General features: G+C 45.3%; 21 protein-coding genes. 4 read left to right on the top strand and 17 right to left on the bottom strand.

The window, feature by feature from the left end:
* Positions 1–2: 2 nt before the first annotated feature.
* The 3 genes from ADIS_RS05265 to apaG all read right to left on the bottom strand — a co-directional run bounded on the left by ADIS_RS05265 (position 3) and on the right by apaG (position 3062).
* The gene (locus tag ADIS_RS05265; RefSeq protein ID WP_010853324.1) at positions 3–1676 is read right to left on the bottom strand and encodes a capsule assembly Wzi family protein; all 1674 of its coding nucleotides are present in this window, start codon (positions 1674–1676) and stop codon (positions 3–5) included.
* Positions 1677–1882: 206 nt separating this feature from the next.
* Positions 1883–2578 carry an O-methyltransferase gene (locus tag ADIS_RS05255; RefSeq protein WP_155907137.1) on the bottom strand — a complete coding sequence of 232 codons (696 nt, stop codon included), beginning with the start codon at positions 2576–2578 and terminating at the stop codon, positions 1883–1885.
* Between the two features lie 97 nt (positions 2579–2675).
* Positions 2676–3062: a Co2+/Mg2+ efflux protein ApaG gene (gene apaG, locus ADIS_RS05250; protein WP_010853321.1), complete on the bottom strand. Its 387-nt coding sequence runs from the start codon at positions 3060–3062 to the stop codon at positions 2676–2678.
* Between the two features lie 73 nt (positions 3063–3135).
* On the opposite strand from apaG, the gene ung reads away from it, so the two are divergent.
* Entirely contained in the window at positions 3136–3798 is a 663-nt protein-coding gene (gene ung / locus ADIS_RS05245; protein WP_010853320.1) for a uracil-DNA glycosylase, read from the top strand.
* A 37-nt stretch (positions 3799–3835) separates the two neighbouring features.
* On the opposite strand, the gene lepB is transcribed toward ung, so the two are convergent.
* The 10 genes from lepB to ADIS_RS05195 form a co-directional block, all read right to left on the bottom strand.
* Positions 3836–4912, bottom strand: coding sequence for a signal peptidase I (gene lepB / locus ADIS_RS05240; protein ID WP_010853319.1), 1077 nt, complete (start codon positions 4910–4912; stop codon positions 3836–3838).
* A gap of 12 nt (positions 4913–4924) precedes the next feature.
* The gene (dapB, locus tag ADIS_RS05235) at positions 4925–5647 is read right to left on the bottom strand and encodes a 4-hydroxy-tetrahydrodipicolinate reductase (RefSeq protein WP_010853318.1); all 723 of its coding nucleotides are present in this window, start codon (positions 5645–5647) and stop codon (positions 4925–4927) included.
* Positions 5648–5651: 4 nt separating this feature from the next.
* On the bottom strand, positions 5652–6278 hold the full coding sequence (locus ADIS_RS05230; protein WP_051113262.1) for a DUF5683 domain-containing protein: 627 nt from the start codon (positions 6276–6278) through the stop codon (positions 5652–5654).
* A gap of 22 nt (positions 6279–6300) precedes the next feature.
* Entirely contained in the window at positions 6301–7218 is a 918-nt protein-coding gene (locus ADIS_RS05225; protein WP_010853316.1) for a ParB/RepB/Spo0J family partition protein, read from the bottom strand.
* A 9-nt stretch (positions 7219–7227) separates the two neighbouring features.
* Complete coding sequence (locus ADIS_RS05220; RefSeq protein WP_010853315.1) at positions 7228–8007, bottom strand: ParA family protein; 780 nt, start codon at positions 8005–8007, stop codon at positions 7228–7230.
* On the bottom strand, positions 8008–8700 hold the full coding sequence (locus tag ADIS_RS05215; RefSeq protein WP_010853314.1) for a metal-dependent hydrolase: 693 nt from the start codon (positions 8698–8700) through the stop codon (positions 8008–8010).
* Between the two features lie 195 nt (positions 8701–8895).
* Entirely contained in the window at positions 8896–10680 is a 1785-nt protein-coding gene (gene yidC / locus ADIS_RS05210; RefSeq protein ID WP_010853313.1) for a membrane protein insertase YidC, read from the bottom strand.
* A gap of 59 nt (positions 10681–10739) precedes the next feature.
* Complete coding sequence (locus ADIS_RS05205) at positions 10740–12359, bottom strand: CTP synthase (protein WP_010853312.1); 1620 nt, start codon at positions 12357–12359, stop codon at positions 10740–10742.
* A gap of 159 nt (positions 12360–12518) precedes the next feature.
* Entirely contained in the window at positions 12519–13301 is a 783-nt protein-coding gene (locus tag ADIS_RS05200; protein WP_162141556.1) for a hypothetical protein, read from the bottom strand.
* A gap of 42 nt (positions 13302–13343) precedes the next feature.
* Entirely contained in the window at positions 13344–14726 is a 1383-nt protein-coding gene (locus tag ADIS_RS05195) for a TIGR00341 family protein (protein WP_010853310.1), read from the bottom strand.
* Between the two features lie 245 nt (positions 14727–14971).
* On the opposite strand from ADIS_RS05195, the gene ADIS_RS05190 reads away from it, so the two are divergent.
* Together ADIS_RS05190 and pckA are read left to right on the top strand one after the other, a co-directional pair.
* Entirely contained in the window at positions 14972–16234 is a 1263-nt protein-coding gene (locus ADIS_RS05190; protein WP_010853309.1) for an NAD(P)/FAD-dependent oxidoreductase, read from the top strand.
* 157 nt (positions 16235–16391) lie between these two features.
* Complete coding sequence (pckA, locus tag ADIS_RS05185; RefSeq protein WP_010853308.1) at positions 16392–17975, top strand: phosphoenolpyruvate carboxykinase (ATP); 1584 nt, start codon at positions 16392–16394, stop codon at positions 17973–17975.
* Positions 17976–18015: 40 nt separating this feature from the next.
* On the opposite strand, the gene ADIS_RS05180 is transcribed toward pckA, so the two are convergent.
* The 4 genes from ADIS_RS05180 to ADIS_RS05165 all read right to left on the bottom strand — a co-directional run bounded on the left by ADIS_RS05180 (position 18016) and on the right by ADIS_RS05165 (position 22119).
* Positions 18016–18420: a hypothetical protein gene (locus ADIS_RS05180; RefSeq protein WP_155907133.1), complete on the bottom strand. Its 405-nt coding sequence runs from the start codon at positions 18418–18420 to the stop codon at positions 18016–18018.
* 171 nt (positions 18421–18591) lie between these two features.
* Positions 18592–19587, bottom strand: coding sequence for an aldo/keto reductase (locus ADIS_RS05175; protein WP_010853307.1), 996 nt, complete (start codon positions 19585–19587; stop codon positions 18592–18594).
* Positions 19588–19671: 84 nt separating this feature from the next.
* Complete coding sequence (locus ADIS_RS05170) at positions 19672–20874, bottom strand: GAF domain-containing sensor histidine kinase (protein WP_035804767.1); 1203 nt, start codon at positions 20872–20874, stop codon at positions 19672–19674.
* Between the two features lie 162 nt (positions 20875–21036).
* Positions 21037–22119: a PAS domain-containing sensor histidine kinase gene (locus ADIS_RS05165; protein WP_238325387.1), complete on the bottom strand. Its 1083-nt coding sequence runs from the start codon at positions 22117–22119 to the stop codon at positions 21037–21039.
* Positions 22120–22306: 187 nt separating this feature from the next.
* Here ADIS_RS05165 and ADIS_RS05160 point away from each other — a divergent pair, with 187 nt between their 5' ends.
* Positions 22307–24607: a hypothetical protein gene (locus ADIS_RS05160; protein WP_081634864.1), complete on the top strand. Its 2301-nt coding sequence runs from the start codon at positions 22307–22309 to the stop codon at positions 24605–24607.
* The last annotated feature ends 14 nt before the right edge of the window (positions 24608–24621 follow it).

Here is a 24621-nt window from a genome sequence, read left to right as displayed (position 1 = left end):
GACTAAAACGGATAAATAAAAGAAACATTTCCCTGCACGTTGAAGACATCCTTGCCTTTGGGATAGATGAGGGTCTCAGATGCATCAAGTCCCCACTGATAATTGAATGACTGGATAAAATTCAGCTTTACCCCCACCAAAAAATCGGGAAACCTCCACTCTCCGAAGGGAGACAGTGCCATGTCTACCCAGCGCTGTTCATCTGTGTAGTCGTTGAACTGCTTAACGAAAATATCCTGATGCCTATTAAGCCGATCTACCCTTAACCCTAAGCGATTGACTCCCCGTACCCAAGCTGTCTCCAGCGTTTGAACGTTACTTGAAGGACCTATGCCCGTGGCAAGCATCTGTCCGCGATGGGTAAAGCCATTGACAGCCCTTGAATGACCTCCCCAATTTGTCCCACCTCCTATCCCGTCATACCGAACCAAGATATTGATCGATTCCTGCTGCTGAAACATCTCAAAGCGCACCTGTATCTGACTATCCTCGACCAGATCAAAGAGTTTTGAAAACCCTATCAAATAGGCCCGAGCATGCTCCGGATTAACCCACATGCCTCTCCAGATAGCCTCGTGATCCCGTCGCCCATATTCGAAGTAAATCTCCGATTTGGCCTCAGGCACCACCCAGCGCACAAAGACCGTCGCTTGTTGATCCCTGCCATCCAGATCTATATCAAACCCGGCAGTTGCCTTTTGGAATGCAGCGAAAATGGGGAAATATTCGCTAAAGCCGGTTCCTTGATAGGACTCATACTGTTGAAACGTTCGCGCCAATCCCATGGACAAGCCCGGCACCCACTTCGGCTGGTAAGTAATAATCATTCCATTCAGGTACCTCCTTTCATCCCTATACCTAGCTCGGGTTTTAATGAAATTTGGAAACTCCGCTCCCTTCAAATACCCGGAGATGATCTGTCCCTCAAAAGATCCCAAAAAGGTTTTTGCAGGCCGCCTGGTCTTTAGGGTGAGATGTTCAAAACCAAAGGCATTGTTAGAAAAAATCAATGCATTGAACTGACCCGGACCCCACCAAAGATTCTCTGTTGAAGCACCTACCGAAAACGCACCTACATTCAACATCAGATGGCTTTGTCCGGGCATAACCCGGGAATAAGGAGTATCCCCGAATCGCTCCAAAAATTCCGTTTGCGTGCTTTTCAGAATCCCCGTCTCGTAGAATTTGTTCTGCGCCCAAATCACTTCCGGCTGGAGCTGTATACTCAGAGGGCCTAATTCACCATAAACTCCCATACTTGAAAAGGTCTGAAGACCCCTATTGGGAATCATGGGGCCAGTTTGGGGGTAGGGAAATTTGGTATTCCATTCCGAATAATTCATGAAAGGCAGTAATTCAAATCGCCCCTTTTCTCCCCAAATACCCAACTTGCGCGGTTTCTCAGAAAAATCATCCACCCCATTAAAATCCATCAATTGATAGGAATGCGTAAGCCCGGCGATGTTTCTCGGACTTAACGGTCTTACCATAAACGTGGGAACGGAATCTATTTTACCGGATACCTGAAGCCTCCTTAGGTAATCGTCCAACAGGGGGTATCCTGCAGGAATAGTTTGAGCGGCAGACTGAAAGATGGCCATCATGCCCATAAAGACCAAAACAACCCCTCTCCTAATCCCCAAACCGCACCCACGTGCGGAAAATGCTTGTATCATGTGCTGTTATTTCTGATTGGATAAACCGCTTCCATTCTTTCCGAATCGGTGAAAATCTCCAAGGAATTAGGAAAAATCAAGTAGGAAACAAGAATAACCAGTAAGCAGTAAATCAGGTCAAAAATAGAAAATAGCTGGCAAATAATAACACAGATATCCCTCTTTTTCCGGTGCGACAAAAACACAAAACGTGCGATAACAGCTACTTATCGAGGATAATACAGCACTAATTTTTCCATCATAAGGCCGGGTTTTAAAAAAACCGCCCCGCATTCAAAAAAATCCATACTCAGACTCACTCCGGGAAACTCGAGAATTTCGCGCCAAGCCTTTGCCATGCCCGGGGACCAATGTATATCACTGACGACCAGAACCGAATCTTCGTGCAGATGAGGCCAAATAGACCTTGCATAGCGAATAGTTGCTTCATAGGTATGATTTGCGTCTAACAGGCAAAAGTCAATCTTTCCCGAGCTACTTAGGAAACGTGGCAAAGAATGGTCAATATTTCCAGGAATTAGGCTTACCTGAGAATACCTGCCAAGGGTTTGCTCGGCAATACCCAGTAGCGCATCTGCCCCTTCAAAACTATGGATCTTGCCCAAACATACTTCTGCGAGATAGGCCGTGTTGATTCCTAGGCATGTTCCGAGTTCAACCATGGTTCTTCGTGGGGTGAGCAAACTAAGGCCTTGGAAAAGCAGGTTATGTGATAAAGAACTGGAAGATACCCTCGCCCACTGCTTTACAGAACGTGCCCTTCCAGCAAAACGCTTGGAACCCGCGCCTAAATCGACCACCTGTACAATACTTGAATCCTTACGAAGAAGCTTCCTCCTTGCTTCAATAGTTGGATTTCCTTCTCTATTGATGGATTGGTGGTTTCGGAGAAACCGATACATCTCAAAACTCTTTGGGCTATGAAGGCTGTGATGATCTACGCGTAAAAAAAAGTAGACCAAATATCCAAAGGCTATATAACCCAATGCAAAAAAACGATCAATTGTCGAAAATATCCGCAATGAGTTGAAATTCAGGAATTGTCACTTCGATTTGCCTGCCATCGTGGATACGCTCCATATAATAATGCCCTTTCATTTTACCGAGACCAGAACGGAGATTACATCCCGAAACATACTGATGGGATTGACCACTTTCCAATACAGGTTGCTGACCAACCACCCCATCGCCTTCGACGATCTTTCTGGCCTCCCCAGCATCAAAAATCTCCCAACGCCGGGTCATTAGCTGAACGGTGTAGCCACTGTTGTTTTCTATAAGTATCTTATAAACAAAAACATAGTGATGTTGATGGGGGCTGGAAAACTCCGCCTGATAATCAACCTGAACGGAAACCCGGATACCTTCTGTTAGTGCAGTTACCATATTCTTTTGTATCTCCCAAAAACTTATTCGAAATTAGGTGTTTAAATTTACTTTATCAATACGAATATTTTCGATGGAGGTTAAGATAGAAAACAGTTGGAAAGAGCATCTGCAAGCGGAATTTGAAAAGCCCTATTTTATACAACTGGCAGCATTTGTAAAAAGTGAATACAGATCAAAAACCATCTACCCCAAAGGTGCCGATATATTTAATGCCTTTTGGAAATGTCCATTTGATAAGGTAAAGGTAGTCATACTCGGGCAAGACCCCTATCACGGTCCAAACCAAGCGCATGGACTTTCTTTTTCCGTTCAGGAGGGTATCCCCTTTCCCCCTTCGCTGCTAAATATCTTCAAGGAACTGAAATCCGACCTACATATCCCCATCCCTCCACATGGCAATTTGGAACGATGGGCAAGGCAAGGTGTTCTCTTATTGAATGCCACTCTCACCGTCGAAGCAAATAAGGCCGGAAGTCATCAAAACAAAGGTTGGGAGACGTTCACAGATAGCGTCATCCGGCTTCTGGCCGACCAATCCACGGGAGTAGTCTTTATGTTATGGGGAGCATATGCCCAAAAAAAAGGAGCCTTTATTTCATCGAAAAAGCATCTAAAACTGGTAGCCCCCCACCCCAGTCCCCTATCGGCGCACCGCGGTTTTCTCGGTTGCCGTCATTTTAGCCAAGCCAACGACTACCTAATCCAAACGGGCAAAGAACCCATTGCTTGGTAAACACCTACACCAAGCAATGGAATCCCCATTTACGTCTCTAATGGATGGACTTAAAGAATCTGTTCCACCTGATTTTGTTGAGAAACGTCTTATGCTTCTCCAAGGATAACCAAAGGAACCAGGCTTTACCTACTACATGATCCTCTGGTACAAAACCCCAAAACCTGGAATCAAGCGAATCATGTCTATTGTCACCCATCATAAAGTAATAATCCTGCTTAAACGTGTAGGAATCTATCTTTTTCCCATCGATATAGATTTGGTTCCCGTCAACGGACAGGTTCGCATGCCCTTCGAACTTCTCAATGGTATAGGCGTATTTTCGCACATTATCCTCCGTCATCGGTATGGTCCATCCCTTAGCGGGTATTTCCAATGGGCCATAATGGTCTTTGTTCCATCCAAAGAACGCCCCATCGGGAAATATGTTCCCATCTCCCTGCCCCTCTTTACTGGTTCGCTTTTTCACTGATGACACAACAGGCGACGAAGCCAGCTGTTCAGCCATAGCGGCAGTGGCAAAAACCAGATACCCGGAGTTATCAGAGAATGGATAGAAACTATCTGGATTAATGCCGAACTGATCAAAAAACTCGGCGTTTAGCGGACGGTTCGTCATGACGTCATAGGAAAACTGCATTTCCGTTGGATTCTCCGATGGTTGTCCATTGATATACACCTGTGTATCACGTATTTCCAATACATCGCCAGCTATCCCTACGGCCCGTTTGATATAATTCGTTTTAAGATCTGCCGGAAACTCATGCTCCTCCGGGTAGTTAAAAACCACTACATCGTTTCGCTTTACAGACGTAAAACCCGGCAACCTAAAATAAGGCAACTGCACGGCGTCAGAATAAGACGGGATATTGGTGCCCCATATTTTTTGATGCGTTAGAGGTACCTGCAGGATGGTTCTGGGTATACGGGTACCATAGTGCATCTTACTCACAAACAAAAAGTCCCCTACCAAAAGAGACTTCTCCATAGATGCGGTAGGTATGGTAAAAGGCTCCAACAGAAGCCATCGGATTAAACTTGCTGCGATGACCGCAAAGAGCAAGGCATCTGCCCATTCTCGAAATGCTGATTTATTTTTCGGTGTTGTACTCATTTTTATCGTTGCTTATAAGCTCAAAAAATCGTCCATAGATAAGATCCCTTTTTTTCCACGTACCCACTCGGCTACCAGCACGGCACCCTGTGCAAAACCCATTCGACTATGGGCTGTATGTTTGATTTCAATGTCATCAATTTCCGACGAATAGGTCACAATATGTGTGCCTGGTGCTGGATCTATCCGCCTGGCAGTGATGGGCAAATCTGCCTCAGTCAAGGTGGAGTCATCGGCTAGCTTCCACCCCGACAGGTGTTGAAGATGCTTCAGCACCCCTTCCGCCAGCGTTATGGCCGTTCCACTTGGGGCATCTTTTTTTTCCGTGTGATGTATTTCTTCCAAGTAAACCCTATAATCCTGCTGATTCTTCATCAATCCACTCAAAAATCGGTTGACCCGAAAGAAAATATTAACCCCTACGCTATAATTTGATGCGTAGAAGAAGGTTCCATTCGAGGCCTTGCATTTATCCTCTACCATCGGAAATTTGTCCAACCATCCCGTGGTACCACTTACTACCGGGATGCCTTTGTCAAGACACCACATCACATTGTCAAAAGCTGATTCGGGCTGGCTAAATTCAATGGCCACATCAATCGATGAAACATCCAACCGATCCAATTCATCCACATTTTCAATGTTAATCTTCGCCGAAAGGTGATGGCCCCGGCCTTCGGCAATTTCGCCGATGATCTTGCCCATTTTGCCATACCCAAGGATCAAAATATTCATACTTTCAAAACTTTATTTTAAATGAAACGCCTATTGAGGTTTGATTGGCGAAAAGTGGCTCAACGGAAGGTTCAATCTTAAATGTGAGGTCATCGCTGATATCGAACCCCGATAGGTGGGCATCCACAAATGCATCCACAAACCCCAATGCATAAATCCCCAAAAACACCAAATACATTGAGTCCCTATTTCTCCTCCAATAATTTACATTTCGAATGATGCCGTCCTGGTTCAGATTCGGAAATGGGTTTTGTTCTGGTGAAGTAGGGTCTCGTACGATCTCCAAAGCTCTCACAAAGTTTTTGTACCTTCGGTTGTTAAATTCGAAAAAGTAGATGGAGGTAAGAACACCTCCGTAAATCAAAGGTACCTTCCACACTTTTTCATTGTATATCTGCCCTCCTCCGGGAAAAAGCAGCGCATAAAACATTGCTTTCTTTGGGTCTTTATAACCCGGGAACCGCTCTTCATCCGATAGGCCAACACGAGCTTCTAATTCGGGAATGGCAGATACGAGGGTGTCAATATCGCTATTCTGAGCAATTGCCGAATGGCTGACCACCACACAACAAATGCATAGTAGGAACCAGATACGCAACCATTCAAAAAACCGAACTTGAAAACGCTCCATAAACCAACAATCGGTCGGCGAATTATATGATTTCGAGGATCTCAAGAATACGGTTTAGATCGTCCGCAGAATGAAAGGGTATCTTAATCTCCCCTTTATCTTTTTCGTCTGCTTTGAGAGCTACCTTTGTGCCAAAATGCGATGCAAGCTTTTGCTGAATCTTGTTAATCTCGTACTTTTTGGCAGGATCCAGTGCGGTTTTCGTCGAAGGATCTTTAGCCTCCTTTGGATTACTGAGCTCTTTGACCAGTGCTTCCACTTTCCGAACGCTAAGCTCCTCCTCAATTATACGCTGATATATAGCCAATTGCTTATCAATGTCTTCCACATTGATAAGCGCTCTGGCATGGCCCATTGAGATACGTTGATCACGAATTCCAGCCTGAATATCTGGCGGCAATTTCAACAAACGAAGGTAGTTGTTTACCGTAGTACGATTCTTTCCTACCCGATCACCGAGTTGCTCCTGCTTAAGGTCGCATTCGGATAGAAGACGCTGATACGAATGGGCTATCTCTAGCGCATTTAGGTTTTCACGTTGGATATTCTCTATCAAAGCCATTTCCAGCATTTGCTGATCATTGGCTGTGCGTACATAGGCGGGAACTTTATCCAGCCCGGCAAGCTTCGAGGCCTGAAAGCGCCTTTCTCCCGAAATCAATTGGTACTCACGATCTCCAAGCCGTCTAACAGTGATGGGCTGAATGATACCCTGTACCTTAATGGATTCGGAGAGCTCCTCAAGAGCGGTTTTGTCAAAATGAACCCTCGGCTGATAGGGGTTCACCTGTATTTCATCCAAGGGGATTTCAAAAATCCCAGCAACGGGGTTCACTTTCGCCTCCGTTTCCAACTTGGTTGTTTGGGGGGTGTCTTTCAGAAGAGCTCCCAATCCCCTTCCAAGGGCATTCCTTTTTTTTACGGGCTTGTTTTCCGCCATGATTGCTGGTTAATTGACCTTCGCCATCCCATTTTTGGTAGCTATCTCGTTTGCTAGATTGAGGTACGCCACAGCTCCTTTTCCGGTCGCATCAAATGCCACCACCGGCAACCCAAAACTGGGAGATTCACTCAACTTGATATTTCTCGGTATGATGGTCTCAAAGGTCATGTTTTTAAAGTGCATACGAACCTCCTCTACCACCTGATTGGATAAACGCAGACGGACATCGTACATGGTAAGCAATATGCCCTCGATCTCGAGATTCTGGTTAAGACGGGTCTGTATGATCTTAATGGTATTCAACAATTTACCCAACCCTTCTAAGGCAAAGTACTCACATTGAACAGGGATGATAACCGAGTCGGCGGCTGTCAATGCATTGATGGTAATAAGACCTAACGAAGGGGAACAATCAATGATGATAAAATCGAAGTTTTCTTTAATTTCCCCGATTACCTGCCTCATTTTCTCTTCCCTATTCTCCAAGTTAACCATCTCAACCTCCGCTCCAACCAGATTGATGTGAGAGGGAACAAGAAACAGGTTTTCAATTTCTGTTTGGATGATGATATCGTTGATGTCACTTTCATCAACCATGCATTCGTAAATGCTGTCCTTGATCTCCGAGGGGTCAAACCCGAGACCGGAGGTAGTATTGGCCTGAGGATCCGCGTCTATGACAAGTGCCCTGTATTCCAAGACAGCCAAGCTAGCGGCAAGGTTCATGGCCGTGGTGGTCTTTCCAACTCCCCCCTTTTGATTGGCAATAGCAATTACTTTTCCCATTTATTTATTTCCTAGGATAATTTTCTCTCCAATTTCCAACAAGATCAACTCTTTTTGAGCATCTTTTGCTTTTTGGCCAACGGCCTTTTCGTCAATGACAATATAGGGAAACGTGTCGTAGTGCATGCCAACGATGGTATTCGTACCTACGAAGTCAGCCGCCTTTAACGCATCATCAATTCCCATGGTGAAATTATCCCCTATAGGTAAAAAGGCAAAATCAACGTTATACTCCTCCCCGATCAATTTCATGTCGTAGGTCAAAGCAGTATCGCCCGCAAAATAGAACGTACCCTCTGCCGATTCAACCACAAATCCTCCGGGATTACCTCCAGGACTATTGTCCGGCAGGGTGCTACTGTGTACAGCATTCACATATTTGACCTTTCCAAAGCCAAACTGCTTCGTTCCGCCGTGATTCATCGGATGAACTTGGTCTATACCCTTTTTCTGAAACCAACTCACTATTTCAAAGTTGGATACCAGCACCGCCCCGCTTTGTTTGGCAATACGCTCCACATCAGCTACGTGATCCTCATGTCCATGGGAGATCAAAATGTAGTCGGGCATAATTTGCGCAATATCTATCTGCTGCGCCATTGCATTGGGGCTAATGAACGGATCAAAAAGAACTTTGGTACCACCGATCGTCACTAAAAACGCCGAATGTCCATAGTAGCTTATTTCAATCATGCTGATTACTTTTTACACTTTCTAAGATTTACAAATATATCATTAAAATCGAAACCATGTAAATATACTTTTCCACAACGTAATGTGGAAACGATGCCCAATAAACTCATGAAAGTGGGACAGGGCTCGATATCAATGGACCTGCTTACCACATTGCATCAAAAAAAAGGGGCTGTTAAAAGCCCCCTTAATGCATTACTTCTTCTTTTTCTTTGCCTCGGCACTTTTCATCGCCTCCTCTAGTTTAAGCTGGAATTTGGATTTTTTCTTATTGGCATTTTTGAGTTTGGTCTCTTCTACCTTTTCGCGAATCTTGGTGTCGTCTACAAACTGCTTGATCAACGCCTGCTGTCCAAAGGTCACCATATTCGATACAAAATAGTAGAAACTAAGTGCTGCCGGAAAAGAGTTGAGTACAAACATGAACACAACCGGCATAATGTATCCAATGTTCTTCATTGGGCCTTGTGCGGTGGTCAGTTGATTGTTAAAATGGGTATAGGCAATTTGCGAAACTGTCATCAACAAGGTAAACAAACTCACATGGGCACCATAAAACGGAATGGTAAACGGCAACTTGATAAAGGTGTCGTAGGTCGAAAGGTCATGCGCCCACAAAAAGGATTCCTGTCGTAGCTCGATCGAGTTTGGAAAGAAGAAGAACATGGCCAACAAAAAGGGCATCTGCAAAAGCATGGGCAAACACCCTGATATGGGGCTTACGCCCAATTGTCCGAACAGCTTCATCTGTTCTTGCTGCATCTTGGCCGGATCATCTCCGAATTTCTCCTTCAACTCATCAATTTCCGGCTTAATCACCCTCATCTTTGCCATGCCTATGTACGATTTATAGGTAAGAGGAAGCAGGAAAAGCTTGATGATAAATACGATCAAAATGATGATGATACCGTAGTTGTTAAAATACCGCTCCAAAAACTGGAAGAGGTTAACAATGATGTACTTATTCACCCAACTAACAAAGAAATAGCCCATATCGACATTTTTGTCAAAATCGGGAGCAACCTTCCGTAGTATGTTGTAATTGTTCGGGCCGAAATAATACCGAAGACCGGCAGATCCGTCTTCCAGCGGAAGGGCCAATATAGCCGCCATGCTTTTTTCGATATTTTCATTGGCTTCATCCGTGCTTTGAGAAAGCAGGCCCTCTGAGAAATGTACATCAGCAATCACACCGGAGGTAAAAAACCGCTGTTTAAAGGACACCCACTGAAGGGGCTTGGTCACGTGGTCTTCGTCATCTGAATTCCCCGTAGACAGGTAGTCGTAGCTTCCGTCTGCGGTATAATAATTCATGTAGGTTTTTCGACGGGACTCTTCAAGGTCCTCCTCCAGACGCTTCAATTGAGCATTCCATGCTAATTGTACAGACGGTGACACAAGCTCATTGCCCAGGTTTTCCACCCGAATCTGATGGTGTACCTCAAAGCCTTCCCCATCCAACGTGTAAATTCGTTGGATGGTACCGGATCCTGCTCGGGCTGCAAAAACAACCCGTGTCGGCGAACTACTCTCTACGGAAAAGTAGAGGTCATTCAAATCTACGGCTCCATTGCGACCGGGCAGCTGATAGGAAAAAGTAGTGTACCCTTGCTCGATGAGGTACAGCGGATCCATCTGCCATGTCTTAAATGACTTGAGGCGAACATTCCTGATTTCCCCTCCCTTGGTTGATAGCGTAACCGCTATATCCTCATTTTCTAAGATCACCTCCCTTTCTTCGCCGGAGGCGGCAGATGCAAAGACGCCAAATTGTTGGACTAACCGCTGCTCGACTAGACTATCTGATTCAATTTCATATCCGCCGACAGCACGAGGAGATTCGTCCTTCGGCGAAGTCTGAACAACCTGTTCCGTGGTATCCTGCTGTGGCAGAGGCTCGGGCACACTTGCAAAGAAGAGGGAATATACTAACAATACCCCCGCAAATAGCAAAAGGCCGGTCGCTTGATTTTTGTCCATAACTTTTTATTTAATCCGACCGCCCATATACCCTAGGCCGTCGTTGCATCTTTTTGTTGTTATACTTGTTGTTTTCTATCAATTGCCGCTTGTATAAAACGGATAAACAGGGGATGGGGAGTCAATACCGTACTTTTATATTCTGGATGAAACTGCGTGCCCACAAACCAAGGGTGATCGGATAATTCCATAATCTCTACAAGGCCACTGTCCGGATTCCTGCCCGAGGCTACCATCCCGCTTTGCTCAAATTGACTAAGGTATTTATTGTTAAATTCATACCTATGCCTGTGCCGCTCACTTACCTTTGACTTCCCATAGGCCACTCCTGCTTTAGTACCCTTAACCAAATCACATGAATAGGCCCCTAACCGCATCGTTCCTCCCATCTGCGTGATTCCCTTTTGTTCCTCCATCAGAAAGATAACCGGATGTTCTGTATCCGCATTCATTTCCGTTGAACTGGCGTTCGTAAGTCCCAGCACATTTTTGGCAAACTCGATTACCGCAATCTGCATCCCCAGACAAATACCAAAGAATGGAACCTTTTTTTCACGGGCAAATTTAACCGCTTCTATCTTACCAACCAACCCGCGTTCACCGAACCCAGGAGCTACCAAGATCCCGTCCAAGCCCTCCAGTTTTTTTGACACATTGTCTGGGTTGATTTCCTCGGAGGATATCAGGGATAGGTTAACCTTGCATTCCAACGAAGCACCGGCATGAATAAATGACTCAATGATTGATTTATACGCATCCGGAAGTGAAACGTACTTCCCAACTAAGCCAATTGCAACCTCCTGCGTTGGGTTCTTTAACCTGCCCAAAAATTCCTTCCACTGCTCAAGATCCGTATTGGTTTTACCAGACAATTTGAGCTTGCTGATTACTCGCTCATCCAGTTTTTCTTTTTTCATGAGCAAAGGGACATCGTAAATCGTGTCCGCATCCATGGCTTCAATCACGCAGTTTAGCTGCACGTTGCAAAAAAGGGCAATCTTTTTCTTCACATCGGCAGGCAAATGGTGCTCGGTACGGCAAACCAATATGTCGGGCTGCACACCGGCTTCCAAAAGCTGCTTAACGGAATGCTGCGTTGGCTTTGTCTTTAACTCCTTTGCAGCAGCTAGATAGGGAATCAAGGTCAAGTGGATTACCAAAAAATTATTGGGACCCAAATCCCACCTGATTTGCCTGACCGCTTCGATAAAAGGCAAGGATTCAATATCCCCCACACAGCCCCCTATTTCGGTAATGATGACGTCGTATTTTCCATCCACACCGAGCTTGTAAAAATTTCGCTTGATCTCGTCGGTAATATGAGGAATCACCTGAACCGTCTTTCCGAGGTATTCACCCTTTCGCTCCTTGGTTATGACGTTATTATAAATACGTCCAGTAGTGACATTATTACCCTGTGAGGTAGGCGTATTCAAAAAACGCTCATAGTGACCCAAATCGAGGTCAGTCTCGGCACCGTCTTCGGTCACATAACATTCCCCATGTTCATAAGGATTCAGTGTCCCCGGATCAATGTTTAGGTAAGGATCAAATTTCTGGATGGTAACGGAAACACCCCTTGATTGCAGTAACTTAGCAAGGGATGCTGCAATAATCCCCTTGCCGAGGGACGAGGTTACCCCTCCGGTGATAAAAATATGCTTGGTAGAATGGCCCATAAGAATGGAAAGATGAAATTTTGTTTATATTCTTATGGGATGCAAAATTAGTCAAAATAATCGATTAAGGGCCTGGCTTCCCGATATTAATTTTGGTAGGAATAATCCTGTCCAGCATTCAAAATCTTGAATGGGAATTGAAACCAAACTTCTTTCCCATCAATTCCGGTGGTAGATCCCCGCATTCTTTTGGCGGTCGCTCGGCAACAGTGCCCGTACATGTTCTTTGTACTTAAAATTCAACGGATGAAAAATATTGCCGAATAAGGTCCATGGAATCGGATAGCCTGGACTCCTTTTGGAAACAGAGAAATACGCCTTTTTGATTGCGCGAAGAATGGCATTTGATCCCTCCGCTTTTTTTTCCCTCGGATGTCGAGCAGGATTGGCTTTGAGAGTATCCAGGTTTTGATCCAGAAATAGGTGCATGCGCTCCATCATTTCCCGCGAAAAAGGTGTGTTTGGCCTACCTATCCAGGCAATAACCGAAACCAGGTCATGCCAGCAGTCCGGCATCCAGCGTCCACTATCATCGTAGAGGGTTGCCGCCCCTCCTCTAACCTCCGGTCTGCCCAAAAAATACACTAACTCATCCTCAAAATGATCCCAAAGCGGAAAATAGGAAACTTCAGTTGCCTTCACATCATGCCACGCACCCCCATAGTGATGCCAAAGGTAGGTACGGACGTAGTCTGACTGATGGACTGCACTTAGCCAGCGAAAGGCTGGATGAATCGGAAACTCAGGCTTCTCCAATCGAAAGAAGCTCTTTCGTGTGACCAAAAAAACCGGTACCCCTACATTTTTTACAAGATACGATAGACTGAGGCTTCTAACGGCACCCATGTCTCCCTCGGACCAAAAACACCACATCAGACGGGGCACGCCAAAGGGTGCATCCACTGATTGGACTCTTTCCAAGTCTGTTACTGAATCCAGCAAGTCCATTTTGGGTTTTTCTACGTTGATTTTTTTTTGAACCACCTACTCCATAACCAAAGCCACCGAGTCGGCTTTCGTCCTAACCTTTAGCCATTCCTTTAGTTTATTCTGTTCCGGTAAACCGGGCTTTACCGAAAATGTGGCGTAAGCAAAAAGGATCGTATCCACTTGATTCTGTTGCAGGTTCGCTATTATGGCTCGATTAATCGCAAAAGCGTTAAGGTGTTGGTGGTTTACTTTAGCCTCTTGGGCCAAATCCATGGTCATATTTGAGGTCTCGGTGTATTTTTCAATCTCACGTTCCAAAAACCGAATCTGTTGATCTTTATTCTGTAACAGTATTTCATTCCGCTCATAGAGGTCTTTTAGGATATCTGATCGCAGCAAATTCATATCTGCTCCGGAATCTCCACTCTGCTTGATCTGAATATGGGTATTCTTTAGGTTGGACGATTCGGTTCTTCTGCGAAGGGAGGCGATCATTTGCTCATCAATTCGCTCGCCTACCAAGGCTACCTCTATCACACTGCTATCGGGATTGTAAAAAAAAGACGAACTGATTACCTGAGTTCTGGGGAAATCAAATTCGGAGGAAACAAAAGAAGTGGCGGCCTTTTCCCAAATAGTCCTCCTTACAATATTGTAGGCCAGATAAATACTGGGTACGATGGTTAGGATGGTAAAAATGGTGATGTAGTTACGAACCGTTTTCTCCCGCTTTTCGTCCATAAACTCCTTTTTGGGAAAACCCATAAAACGGACGATCAAGTAAGTAGAGAGGCTGATGAATACTGAATTGATGAAAAAAAGATAAAATGCGCCCAAAAAGTAATAGAGGTTGCCGGTAGCGATTCCGTATCCAGCGGTACAAAGCGGCGGCATCAGCGCAGTTGCGATCGCAACCCCTGGAATGGCGTTGCTTTTTTCCTTTCTGGATCCGGCTACTATTCCTGCCAACCCGCCAAAAAGAGCAATGAGGACGTCCCATATAGTGGGTTCTGTCCTTGCCAGCAGTTCCGACTGTGCATCGGACAGCGGGGTAAATGAAAAATAGATCGTAGACGTAATGATACTTATGACAACGGCAATACCCAGGTTTTTAAATGATTTTTGAAGTAGCTCAAAATCGTTGATACCTGCGGCCATTCCTATCCCCATAATGGGGCCCATGAGGGGTGAAATCAACATGGCCCCTATGATGACCGCAGTGGAATTGACATTGAGGCCAACAGAGGCCACAAAAATCGCAAAGATCAGGATCCAAAGATTTGCTCCCTTAAACTCCACGCTCTTTCGAATGTAGTCTATGGTTTCCAGCTCGTCTTCTTTTCCCTCATGAAGATCGAACCTCTCCTTGATGAAAAACAATAAATCACTGATTTTTTGTGAAATCGATTTGATCTTCCTAGTATCCTCCTGTTTCATGCATCTTCACCTTGGGGTTGGAAAATCGAAATTAAGTAAATCTGCGGGTTAATACCTATTTCAAACCTAAAAACCAATCGGAAAGCTTTTACGCATCTATGTGACAAAAATTACAGGCTTTTCAATAGAAAGAAAATAGATTTGACTTGAAAAAAACTCAACAATGCCATGAAATCGAGCCTGCCTACCGGACCAAGTAGGCACGACGCGAGCGACAGTGGCCGCTAACAAACAATTATAGACAGATGAAACATTATCAAATAGTCGTCATAGGAGGAGGAACTGCGGGAATTATGGTCGCAGCGCAATTAAAGCGCTCCGAAAAAAACCTCTCCATTGGACTGATCGAGCCCTCCGAAAAACATTACTACCAGCCCGCATGGACTCTTGTCGGCGCAGGCACCTTTGACATGGAAAAAACCATCCGTCCGGAGGCTGACTACATTCCAAAAGGAGTGGATTGGATCCAAGACTACGCAGAGCAGATAGATCCTGACCGTCAAATAGTAGGCACTAGAAAATCGGGGGATTACTCGTACGACTACCTTGTGGTAGCCCCTGGATTGGTCATGGATTTAGATGGGCTACCAGGACTTCGGGAAAGCCTCGGAAAAGACGGGGTTTGCTCTAACTACACCGACCCTGAGTACACATTTGAAGTTTTGAAAAACTTTAAAGGCGGGAACGCGGTATTTACCCAACCGTCTACACCCATCAAATGTGGCGGTGCGCCGCAAAAAATTATGTACCTAGCGGAGGACTATTTTAGAAAGAACGGAATCCGGGACAAAACCAACGTCGTATTTGCCACCCCCGGTACCGTCATTTTTGGCGTTAAGGATTTCGCAAACACCCTGAATAAAATCATTCAGGAGCGTGATATCATTTTCAAACCATTTTACAGTCCTGTAAAAATCGATCCTATCAAAAAGGTCGTTCATTTTAAATACAACAAGTCCGGAATCAACAGTTGCGTGGGAACCGAGGACAAGCGGATTCTCGAGGAAGTCATCGGAGAAACCGAGATTATCATGCCCTATGACATGCTGCACCTGGCACCTCCCCAAAAAGCCCCCGACTTCATTTCGAATTCAAAAATTGTGCACCAAAGTGGCCCATCGAAGGGTTGGGTCAACGTAGACATATCCACTCTTCAGCACAACGAATACCCAACTATCTTCTCCTTGGGAGACGTGGCTGCACTTCCCACAGCAAAAACCGGTGCCGCTATTCGAAAACAAGCCCCAGTAGTCGTAGAAAACCTGCTCAAACTCATCAAAACCAATAGTCTATCCTCCAAAAAATACGAAGGTTACTCATCCTGTCCCCTCGTAACCGGCTACGGAAAAATGGTGTTGGCGGAGTTCAAGTACGACAATGTCAGAGACAGCGATCCCATTCTTTCCAAACTTATGGATACGAGCAAAGAACAGTATTCCATGTGGCTTCTGAAAAAATATGGACTCCCCTACCTGTACTGGAATCAAATGCTTCGAGGCAAAATGTAAAAATAAGCAACTCCATGCATCCATGTATATCCCTCTACGAATCTGGTCGAAGAGGGATTTTTTTTCAATTTAAGCGCATTTTACCGAATCCAACTAGTCATTGTCGCACAAATTTGATATTTTCATGCACAAAATAACCGAAAATTAAAAAAGACAAATGATGGGTTTTGAGCTAAAACAATATGGAATCGAAGTAGACAACATTCTTAGAAATGGCGAAAGGTCAGTGCTTTACGAATCCGCCATACGACTGGAAAAGGGCTCTGCCATATCCAATACAGGGGCGTTGATTTGCTATTCTGGCAAAAGGACCGGTCGAAGCCCAAAGGACAAACGCATTGTCCGCCACAAAAACTCCGAAATGAACATTGACTGGGGAGCAGTAAATTTCGAGATGGACGAGCATACCTTCATGGTAAACAGAGAGCGGGCTATTGATTATTTCAATACCAGAAACATCCTGTATGTGGTGGATGCATTTGCCGGGTGGGATCCGAATTTCCGGCTCAAAATACGGATAATCTGCACCCGGGCATACCATGCCCTGTTTATGGAAAACATGCTTATCATGCCTACGGCCGAGGAATTGGCCTCTTTTGGGGAACCAGATTACGTAGTCTTTAACGGTGGCAGCTTTCCTGCCAATTCCTTTACGACCACCATGACATCCAAAACAAGCATTGGATTGAGTTTGGAACGAAAGGAAATGGTCATTCTCGGCACCGAATATGCCGGAGAAATGAAAAAGGGCATTTTTTCCATCATGAATTACTTGATGCCTTTGGAAAAAGTATTGCCCATGCATTGCTCTGCCAATGTGGGAAAAGACGGCGATGTTACTGTCCTATTTGGACTTTCAGGAACCGGAAAAACAACGCTCAGTGCGGATCCAAAACGAAAATTGATAGGTGATGACGAACATTGTTGGACCGCAGATGGTATCTTTAACATAGAAGGGGGCTGTTATGCCAAGGCAATTGATCTCACCGAGGAACACGAACCCGATATATTCAATGCCATTCGGTACGGAACGGTATTGGAAAACGTGGTGTACGATCCAACCACCCGCGTAGTCGACTATGGTGATACTTCCATCACTCAAAACACCCGCGCATCTTATCCCATCGATTTCATCGCCAACACCCAAATACCTTGCGTGGCAGGACATCCCAAACACATCATCTTCCTGACCTGCGATGCATTCGGGGTACTTCCGCCGGTAAGTAAGCTTAGCCCCGAACAAGCCAGCTACCATTTTATTTCCGGGTACACTGCCAAAGTAGCGGGCACAGAAATGGGGGTTCAGGAACCCTCAGCAACCTTTAGTGCCTGTTTTGGTGCTGCTTTTATGATGTGGCACCCCAATAAATACGCCTCGCTGCTTGCTGAAAAAATGAAACAGCATCAAACACAGGCTTGGCTGGTAAATACAGGATGGATAGGCGGAGACTATGGAACCGGTTCTCGTATAAAACTGAAATACACAAGAGCCATTCTAGATGCGATCCACCATGGAAGCTTCAATGGAGTCAAAACCCATCAGGAAGAAAATTTTGGTCTATCCATCCCGATTTCATGTCCAGGCGTACCGGTGGAGATCCTAATTCCCGAAAATACATGGGCAGACAAGACACGGTTTTACCAAATCAAAAATAAACTGGTAAACCTATTCGTGGCTAATTTTGCCCAATTTGAAACAAAGGTTAGTCCCGAAATAAAAAATGCGGGTCCCGTATTGTAAACGAGAGAAGACTGGGCTGACCAACCTGTGGGCAGGCAGCTCAGTCTTTTAACTTTCTGTAGATAAACCAACAGCCTTCAATGCACTGCGGCTCTATAGGTGTCAATTTTAGCGTTCCCGCCTGAAAGTCCACTTGGTAAATAAGTGATTGTGTCATTACATCTGAACCGTCACAAAAGAGATCCATACTGAGTACATTTTCCTCCAAATGGAAAAATCCGCTACCACATGCTTCTAGTGGGTGTTTCACAAAGGTCTTATTGGGAAGAAACGTTATTTCCTGCCCGTTCTGAACGCTTGTCTCCACGGGTGCCCCACCTATGCTTGACGCCTGGCGAACCAGTCTCCAAGTCCCCTCTAATCCATCAGGATCCGATTGAAAGGGTGTGTCTTCAACCTGGCAACTAATACAAAGAAATAAAATTAAGACTATACATCTGTTCATAAGTCCGCTCATTTGGTAAAAAGGCACGCCATCCCCTGGATTTTAGCCAATGGAAAGCGAGTACGCTTTCATTCAAGGTACCTTACTGAAATGAAGCAACGACCTGAATTTATCCCAAGACGAAAAAAGGAATGCGAATGCTACAGGTATATGAGGACTTATTCAGAAAACTTATATTACACGGGAATCTGTCTGCCAAAGATCGGCATTGGAACCTAACTTCTCTTTAAGTTCTTCCGTCAGGCCGCTTAGTTCCTCGAAAAGCCCTCGGTTATTTGACACTTCGTAGGCCAAGGTGTTACGACGAGCCTGCTCAGCGTTCCTTCCACCGACTATTACGCCACCTACACCCGGTTGCCTCAAAAGCCAGGCTAAACTCAGTGACCCCATGTCCATCCCATTATCGGTAGAAAGTCGCCTAATAGCGGCTATGGTCTCAAAAGTAAGGCCCTCACAACCTTCCTCCTGATGCCGAGATTGGGGCCTTTTACTGGAAAAATGACGTGTTCTGGCTCTATCATCCGGAACCTGCTCCCAATCAGAAAACTTGCCTGTGAGCAATCCCTGCATAATGGGTGAGTAACAAAGCACCGGAATATCACTCTCTATGCATTTGGGAAGAATTTCGTATTCAATTGCCCGAAAAAGCAGGTTGTAGGCCATTTGGTTGCTACTGATGGCACCCGCAGATTCAGCGCAGGTAGTAAGGCTTTTAACCCCAAAATTGGATACGCCATAGGCTCTGATTTTTCCCTGATCCTTTAGCACCTGTAAGGCACCTAGTGTTTCATCCAACGGAATGGCCGGATTCGGCCAGTGCAACTGATACAAATCAATGTAGTCGGTCTGAAGATTTTTCAATCCCCGTTCGCAGGCCTGGATCAAATCTGCGTATGCAAAATCCTGCGGGCCCACCTTAGAGGCAATAACTATCCGGTGCCGCTCTCCCTTCAACGCTTTGGCCAACAGGTTTTCGGACTGCCCGCCTCCGTACGCCTCAGCGGTGTCAAAAGTACTGATCCCGCTGTCATAGGCCGCCTTTAAGGCCTCAATGGAATCACGTTCATCCTGCGGCCCCCAATTGAACCCGCCTACTATGGCCCAGCAGCCGAAGATAATTCTCGAAATTTCAAAATCAGAATGGGGTAATCTAAGGGTTGTTTCCATGAATTAGTGTAAAAATAGACTATCAATATACATAATTTGATTTCACTTACTTAGCAAACAGAAAGACCGAGCACCACCGAGTCCCTACAGCGGAACCCAAACGTTAAATTCAGAATATTCGTTTTCTTTGGAGTCAATCTTCATCGACCCTCCTTGTTCTGTCACCAGTTTCCTCACAACCGGTAGTCCAAACCCATATCCGGTTTCACCTGCTGTACCCTTTGTTGAGTCGCTTTGTCCACCTAGAATCTCCGTGATTTTTTCCGGCGTCATTCCCACTCCCTGATCTTTAACTGAAATCCGTATACCTTTTGAAGGGCTATCTGATTCCAACGACAAGGAAACGTGTACTTTCTTGCCCTCGGGTGTGAATTTAATGGCATTTGAGATCAAATTTCCGGCTATCTGCAAGAATTGCCGCTTTGCAAAAGGCCTGTCGCAATTATCCTCATTGGTGGATACTGTCAAAATTACGCCTTTTTGACTCGCCTGAACCCCATAAAGACTCTTAAGTTTCTCTCCAAAGATCGGAAGCGTGTATTCATCACTTGACAATTCCCTGTAAGCTTTACTGGGGCGTATGGATTCCAGCAGAATCTCATCGGTCAATTCCAATAAGGCCTGGCTACTGGAAAAAATAAAGCCTATAACCTCACTTGCCTCTCCCAAACTCGCCTTGTCTCCCTTATCATGTATCAATTGGGACAATCCCAAAATACCGCCCAAAGGGCCTCTTATATCATGCGCGATCTTTCTGGTCGCTTCTTTTGCCTGGCTAACGCTATCCTCAAGCTGCCGAATATTTTTAACCATGCCGAGCCTATTGACGACCTCGTTTGCAATCAATTTCAGCATTTCAGTTTTTTCTTCGTCTATAAGCTTCGGCTTGCTATCCAATACACATAGCGCACCAATATTAAACCCCTCCGGCGTACGTAAGGGGATTCCCCAGTAATACTTGAATGGACTTTCCTCCGTAGCAAAGGCTTGACCCGCAAATCGGTCATCTTCCAGAATATTTTGGACTTCCAGAGGATCTTCATCCAAAATCGTGTATTGGCAAATGGATTGATCTCTCGGTACCTGCCCGGGATCAATACCGGTAGCTGCCACACTCCACTGTGTATAGGTGTCGATGATATTGATCAGCGAAAACTTGGCTCCCGATATCTTGGCAGCCAGCGCTGTCAAATCCCTGAATTGTTCCTCGAGTTCCAAATAATCCAATCCGTACGCACTGAGGTCTAGGAGTCTATCCAGTTCGTTTGAAGGGAGGGGTGCCTGCATGATATGGTTGCGGGTTTTTAGCAGATTTGAACCCAAAAATACGACTTTATTCCCTCATTACCCAAACTATTAAAATGCTAAAAAAATGTTTATTTTATTATAAAAAAAGTAAAAATACCCAGCTGAGGAAAGGGCTCAGGTACTGCCAATAAGGTAACAGGATCAGAATGTCAGCAAAAAAGCCGAACCCTCCCCTTTTTTGCTGGTCAGTTGTATGTCGCCACCTAACGCTCTAATCTGACTGCTTACAAGGTACAAACCGATTCCGTTGCTATCAGGTAGATCTGTGAATTTTTTCCGAAACCCGAAAATGGCCCGATCTACCGCATCCATGTCAAAGCCTATTCCGTTGTCTCTTATCACCATTTGCTGACCTTTCCCGTCCCACATGGTCTCAATCTCGATCTTCAAACCAACTCCTTCTCTTCGATATTTGATAGCGTTGGTAATTAAATTCAGTAAAATACTATACATAAAGACGCGACTAAACCTTACCGTTTCCCAGGCTGAGAAATCGGTAGAAATACGGGCTTCAGATGAAACAATCAAGGTATCAATAGAAAAAACGACCTCCTTGAAAATCTCGGGAACGAACACAGATTCCATTGCCACAGCCGATACCTCTTCATTATCAACGCCGGTCAAATACCGATCAAAAATGACCTTTAACCTGCATAGGCTTACTCGAATCAAATCCAAAAATTCCTGGCTTTCGCTGCTTTGAGGATTCATTGGATCCAGCAAATCAATCAGGGCAAAAAGATTGTTTACCGGTGAACGCAGGTCATGGGAAACCGTATAGTTACTTTGCCTCATTTTTTCAATAGATCCACTCATTTGTCGAATAAGGGCGTTCCTATCTGCTTCCAGCTGCTTTTTGACGGTAATGTCCTTGGCAATCGCGTATATCAGACGTCTTTCCGGAACAGGAAAAGATGTCCATGAAAGCCAAATCACCTTGCCCTGCTTGGAAAGATACCTATTCTCATAGTTGAGCAACGAATTACCCTTCAAGATATAATTTCGGCGATTTAGGGTCTCCTGACTATCGTCCAAAAAAACAAAGGAATCTATTGGACTGGAAAGTAACTCAAGTTCAGAATACCCTAATAATCTCTGCCAAGAAGGATTGACTCGCTTAAAATAACCGTCATAACCGGCTATGCACAACAAATCAGGCGACTGTTGAAAAAAATAGATCAAGATTAAAATCCACCAGCTTGTCCTTCCGCTGCTCCATCTCACGAGTAAATAACCAGAAACAGCCTGAAATATATCCAAAAATTGGTGTATAACGGTAGTTTTTCACAAAAAAGTTACAAAAAAACTACCACCCACGAACCAAAACCTTTTTTTTGTATCGGTAGGGGTTTTGGTTACAATGGTAGTTTTCTTCCAAAGCACCGTATACTTAAGAAAATAAAATACATCCATGATAAAATTGAGAAGACCCTTACCGCTTTTATTGATCTTACATTTGGTCATTAGCAGTCTACAGGCCCAGGAAGTAAAGCTATGGAAACCGGTCAAAGATGAAGTTTTCCTGCAGGAGAGATCCCAGATTATACTCTCAAAGCTTCCAGTAAGCCAAATAGCGCTGCATGGGGAAAAAATCATCGCGCTGATTGATCACGAAATCTATGAGGTAAAAGGCAGCCACTTCGAAAAACAGCCAAATACACCTAACGGGATATCCCGATTGAATACGATAAAAAACCAACTATTCGCTTACGGATCAGGTGGACTCTTCATCGCTGCTGAAGATAGGTGGAAAAAAATAGAAAACGGTGAAATCACCTCCATTTGCTCCCATCTGGGAGATGTATATGCGTCATCTTCTGAAGATATTTTCAGATTGGAAGGCGATAGGCTGGTCAATATCATGCCAGCAGGGGGATACTTGTCGAGTGATATCACGATGGTCATGGAAGATGGCACCCAACTTCTGGCAGATCCGGTTAAACTCGGCCCTATCAGCTCCATTGAGAGTTACGCTGGCACGCTGCATATTCTACGAGAGGGCCAACTGGTACAGCTTGCCGGAAACGTCGTAAACGAACATCTGGTTGATTGGGGAAACCTACCCTCAAAAAATACCCGTGAAATGCTATCGGTAGGTAGTCGGCTATTTATCAGTACAGACAGAGGCCTTGGCGTATTACGTGGTGCATCCATGGGTGTAATTAAAGGTTCCGACGGCCTTCCGATTGAAAATACCAGACAACTTACAAGAGGCTTTGACAGAGATGTATGGATAGGCACCGATCGTGGGGCCATCCGAATGCTGGATGATGGCTGGCACTATTTCGGAGCCGACCATTGGCTGCCAGATAACCATGTAAATAGCATAGCCGTGGGCACAAATGCTGTATACATCGCCACCGACAAGGGGATCGGCGTGATTTCCTATGAGCCCTTTACGCTGCTAAAAAAGGCAGACCACTACGAGCAGTGGCTTGAAAAATGGGAACATAAGCGGCTGGGTTTTATCCACACCCTGTATGATTATCAAGGGGAATGGGTGCGGGAAATCAGCGACAACGATGGATCACACACCGCGTCCTACCTAACGGCCATGAGCTATAAATACGCCGTTACGGGAGATCAAGCCGCCCGGAAAGAAGCGGCAGAAGCTTTTCAGGCCATGCTTTGGCTGGAGCGGGTTACCCCTATCGACGGATTGATCGCCCGATCCATTTGGTCTAGGCAGGGAGACACCGGCAGAATGGGCCAACGGGGATCTGGTGGCCTTCCCGCAAAGTGGAATGCCACACCGGACAGCCTTTGGTACTGGAAAGGAGATGCCTCGAGTGATGAAGTGATAGCTCATTTTTATTCGGTCTCCCTTTTTCACGATTTGGCAGCAAATGAGTTGGAAAAAGAACTCGCCAAAGAACACATGCGAAGGATTACCGGATACATTATGGACAATAACTGGGTGCTGATCGATATGGATGGACAGCCTACCAGGTGGGGACGCTGGAACCCGGAATACCTTTTGAGGCCCTATGGGTGGGAGGACCGCGGCGTTAATGGCCTGGAGGCACTCGCTTTCTCCTATGCAACCTATGCATTAACAGGTGAAGAGAGGTTCAAGAAGGGCTACCACCAACTGATAGACTGGGGCTACGCGCAGAATACCATACGACAGAAGAAAACCTTTCCGCCTTCAGAAATCGCTCCATGGGACGACAATCTGGCATTTGAAGCCTATAATACCCTTTTGCGCTATGAAAAGGATCCCGCCCGTAGATCGGTATTCCTCCGAAGCTTGGAAAGAACCTTTGAAATCAAGCGCATGGAACAAATCCCCTGGTTTAACTTCAGCTATGCAGCTTTTACCGGCAATGACGCAGAACTCGAAGTAGCAGTTCAGCACCTTCGGGAATGGACATTGGACTGCATAGAGCACAACTACCAGAATTCCCACCGGGACGACCTGTTCGTTTCACCGGGTTATACCTCCTATGAAGGGGGATTAAAGGCCATCTCGCCGCGAGAAAAAAGTGTAAGCCGCGGTGCCCGACGGGCGATTGTTTTGGACGGAGGGGTAAACGGAAAACGGATCATGGAGCCGGTAGGATTCCTTCGAGACTACTGGATGGGTCGATACTATGGATTTATAGAAGAACCTGAGACGGCGGACAAAAGCCTGCGATCTGTAGACGCCTCCTGGATGACCAATAAAGGTGCAAAACCTTACACAGGACCGGGACGTCCTTCGTTTAAGTAGCACCACCAAAATAA

Source organism: Lunatimonas lonarensis (assembly GCF_000390185.1).
GTDB classification, from domain to species: domain Bacteria; phylum Bacteroidota; class Bacteroidia; order Cytophagales; family Cyclobacteriaceae; genus Lunatimonas; species Lunatimonas lonarensis.
Note: the sequence above shows the minus strand (reverse complement) of the source record. Positions and strands in the feature narration are given on the sequence as shown.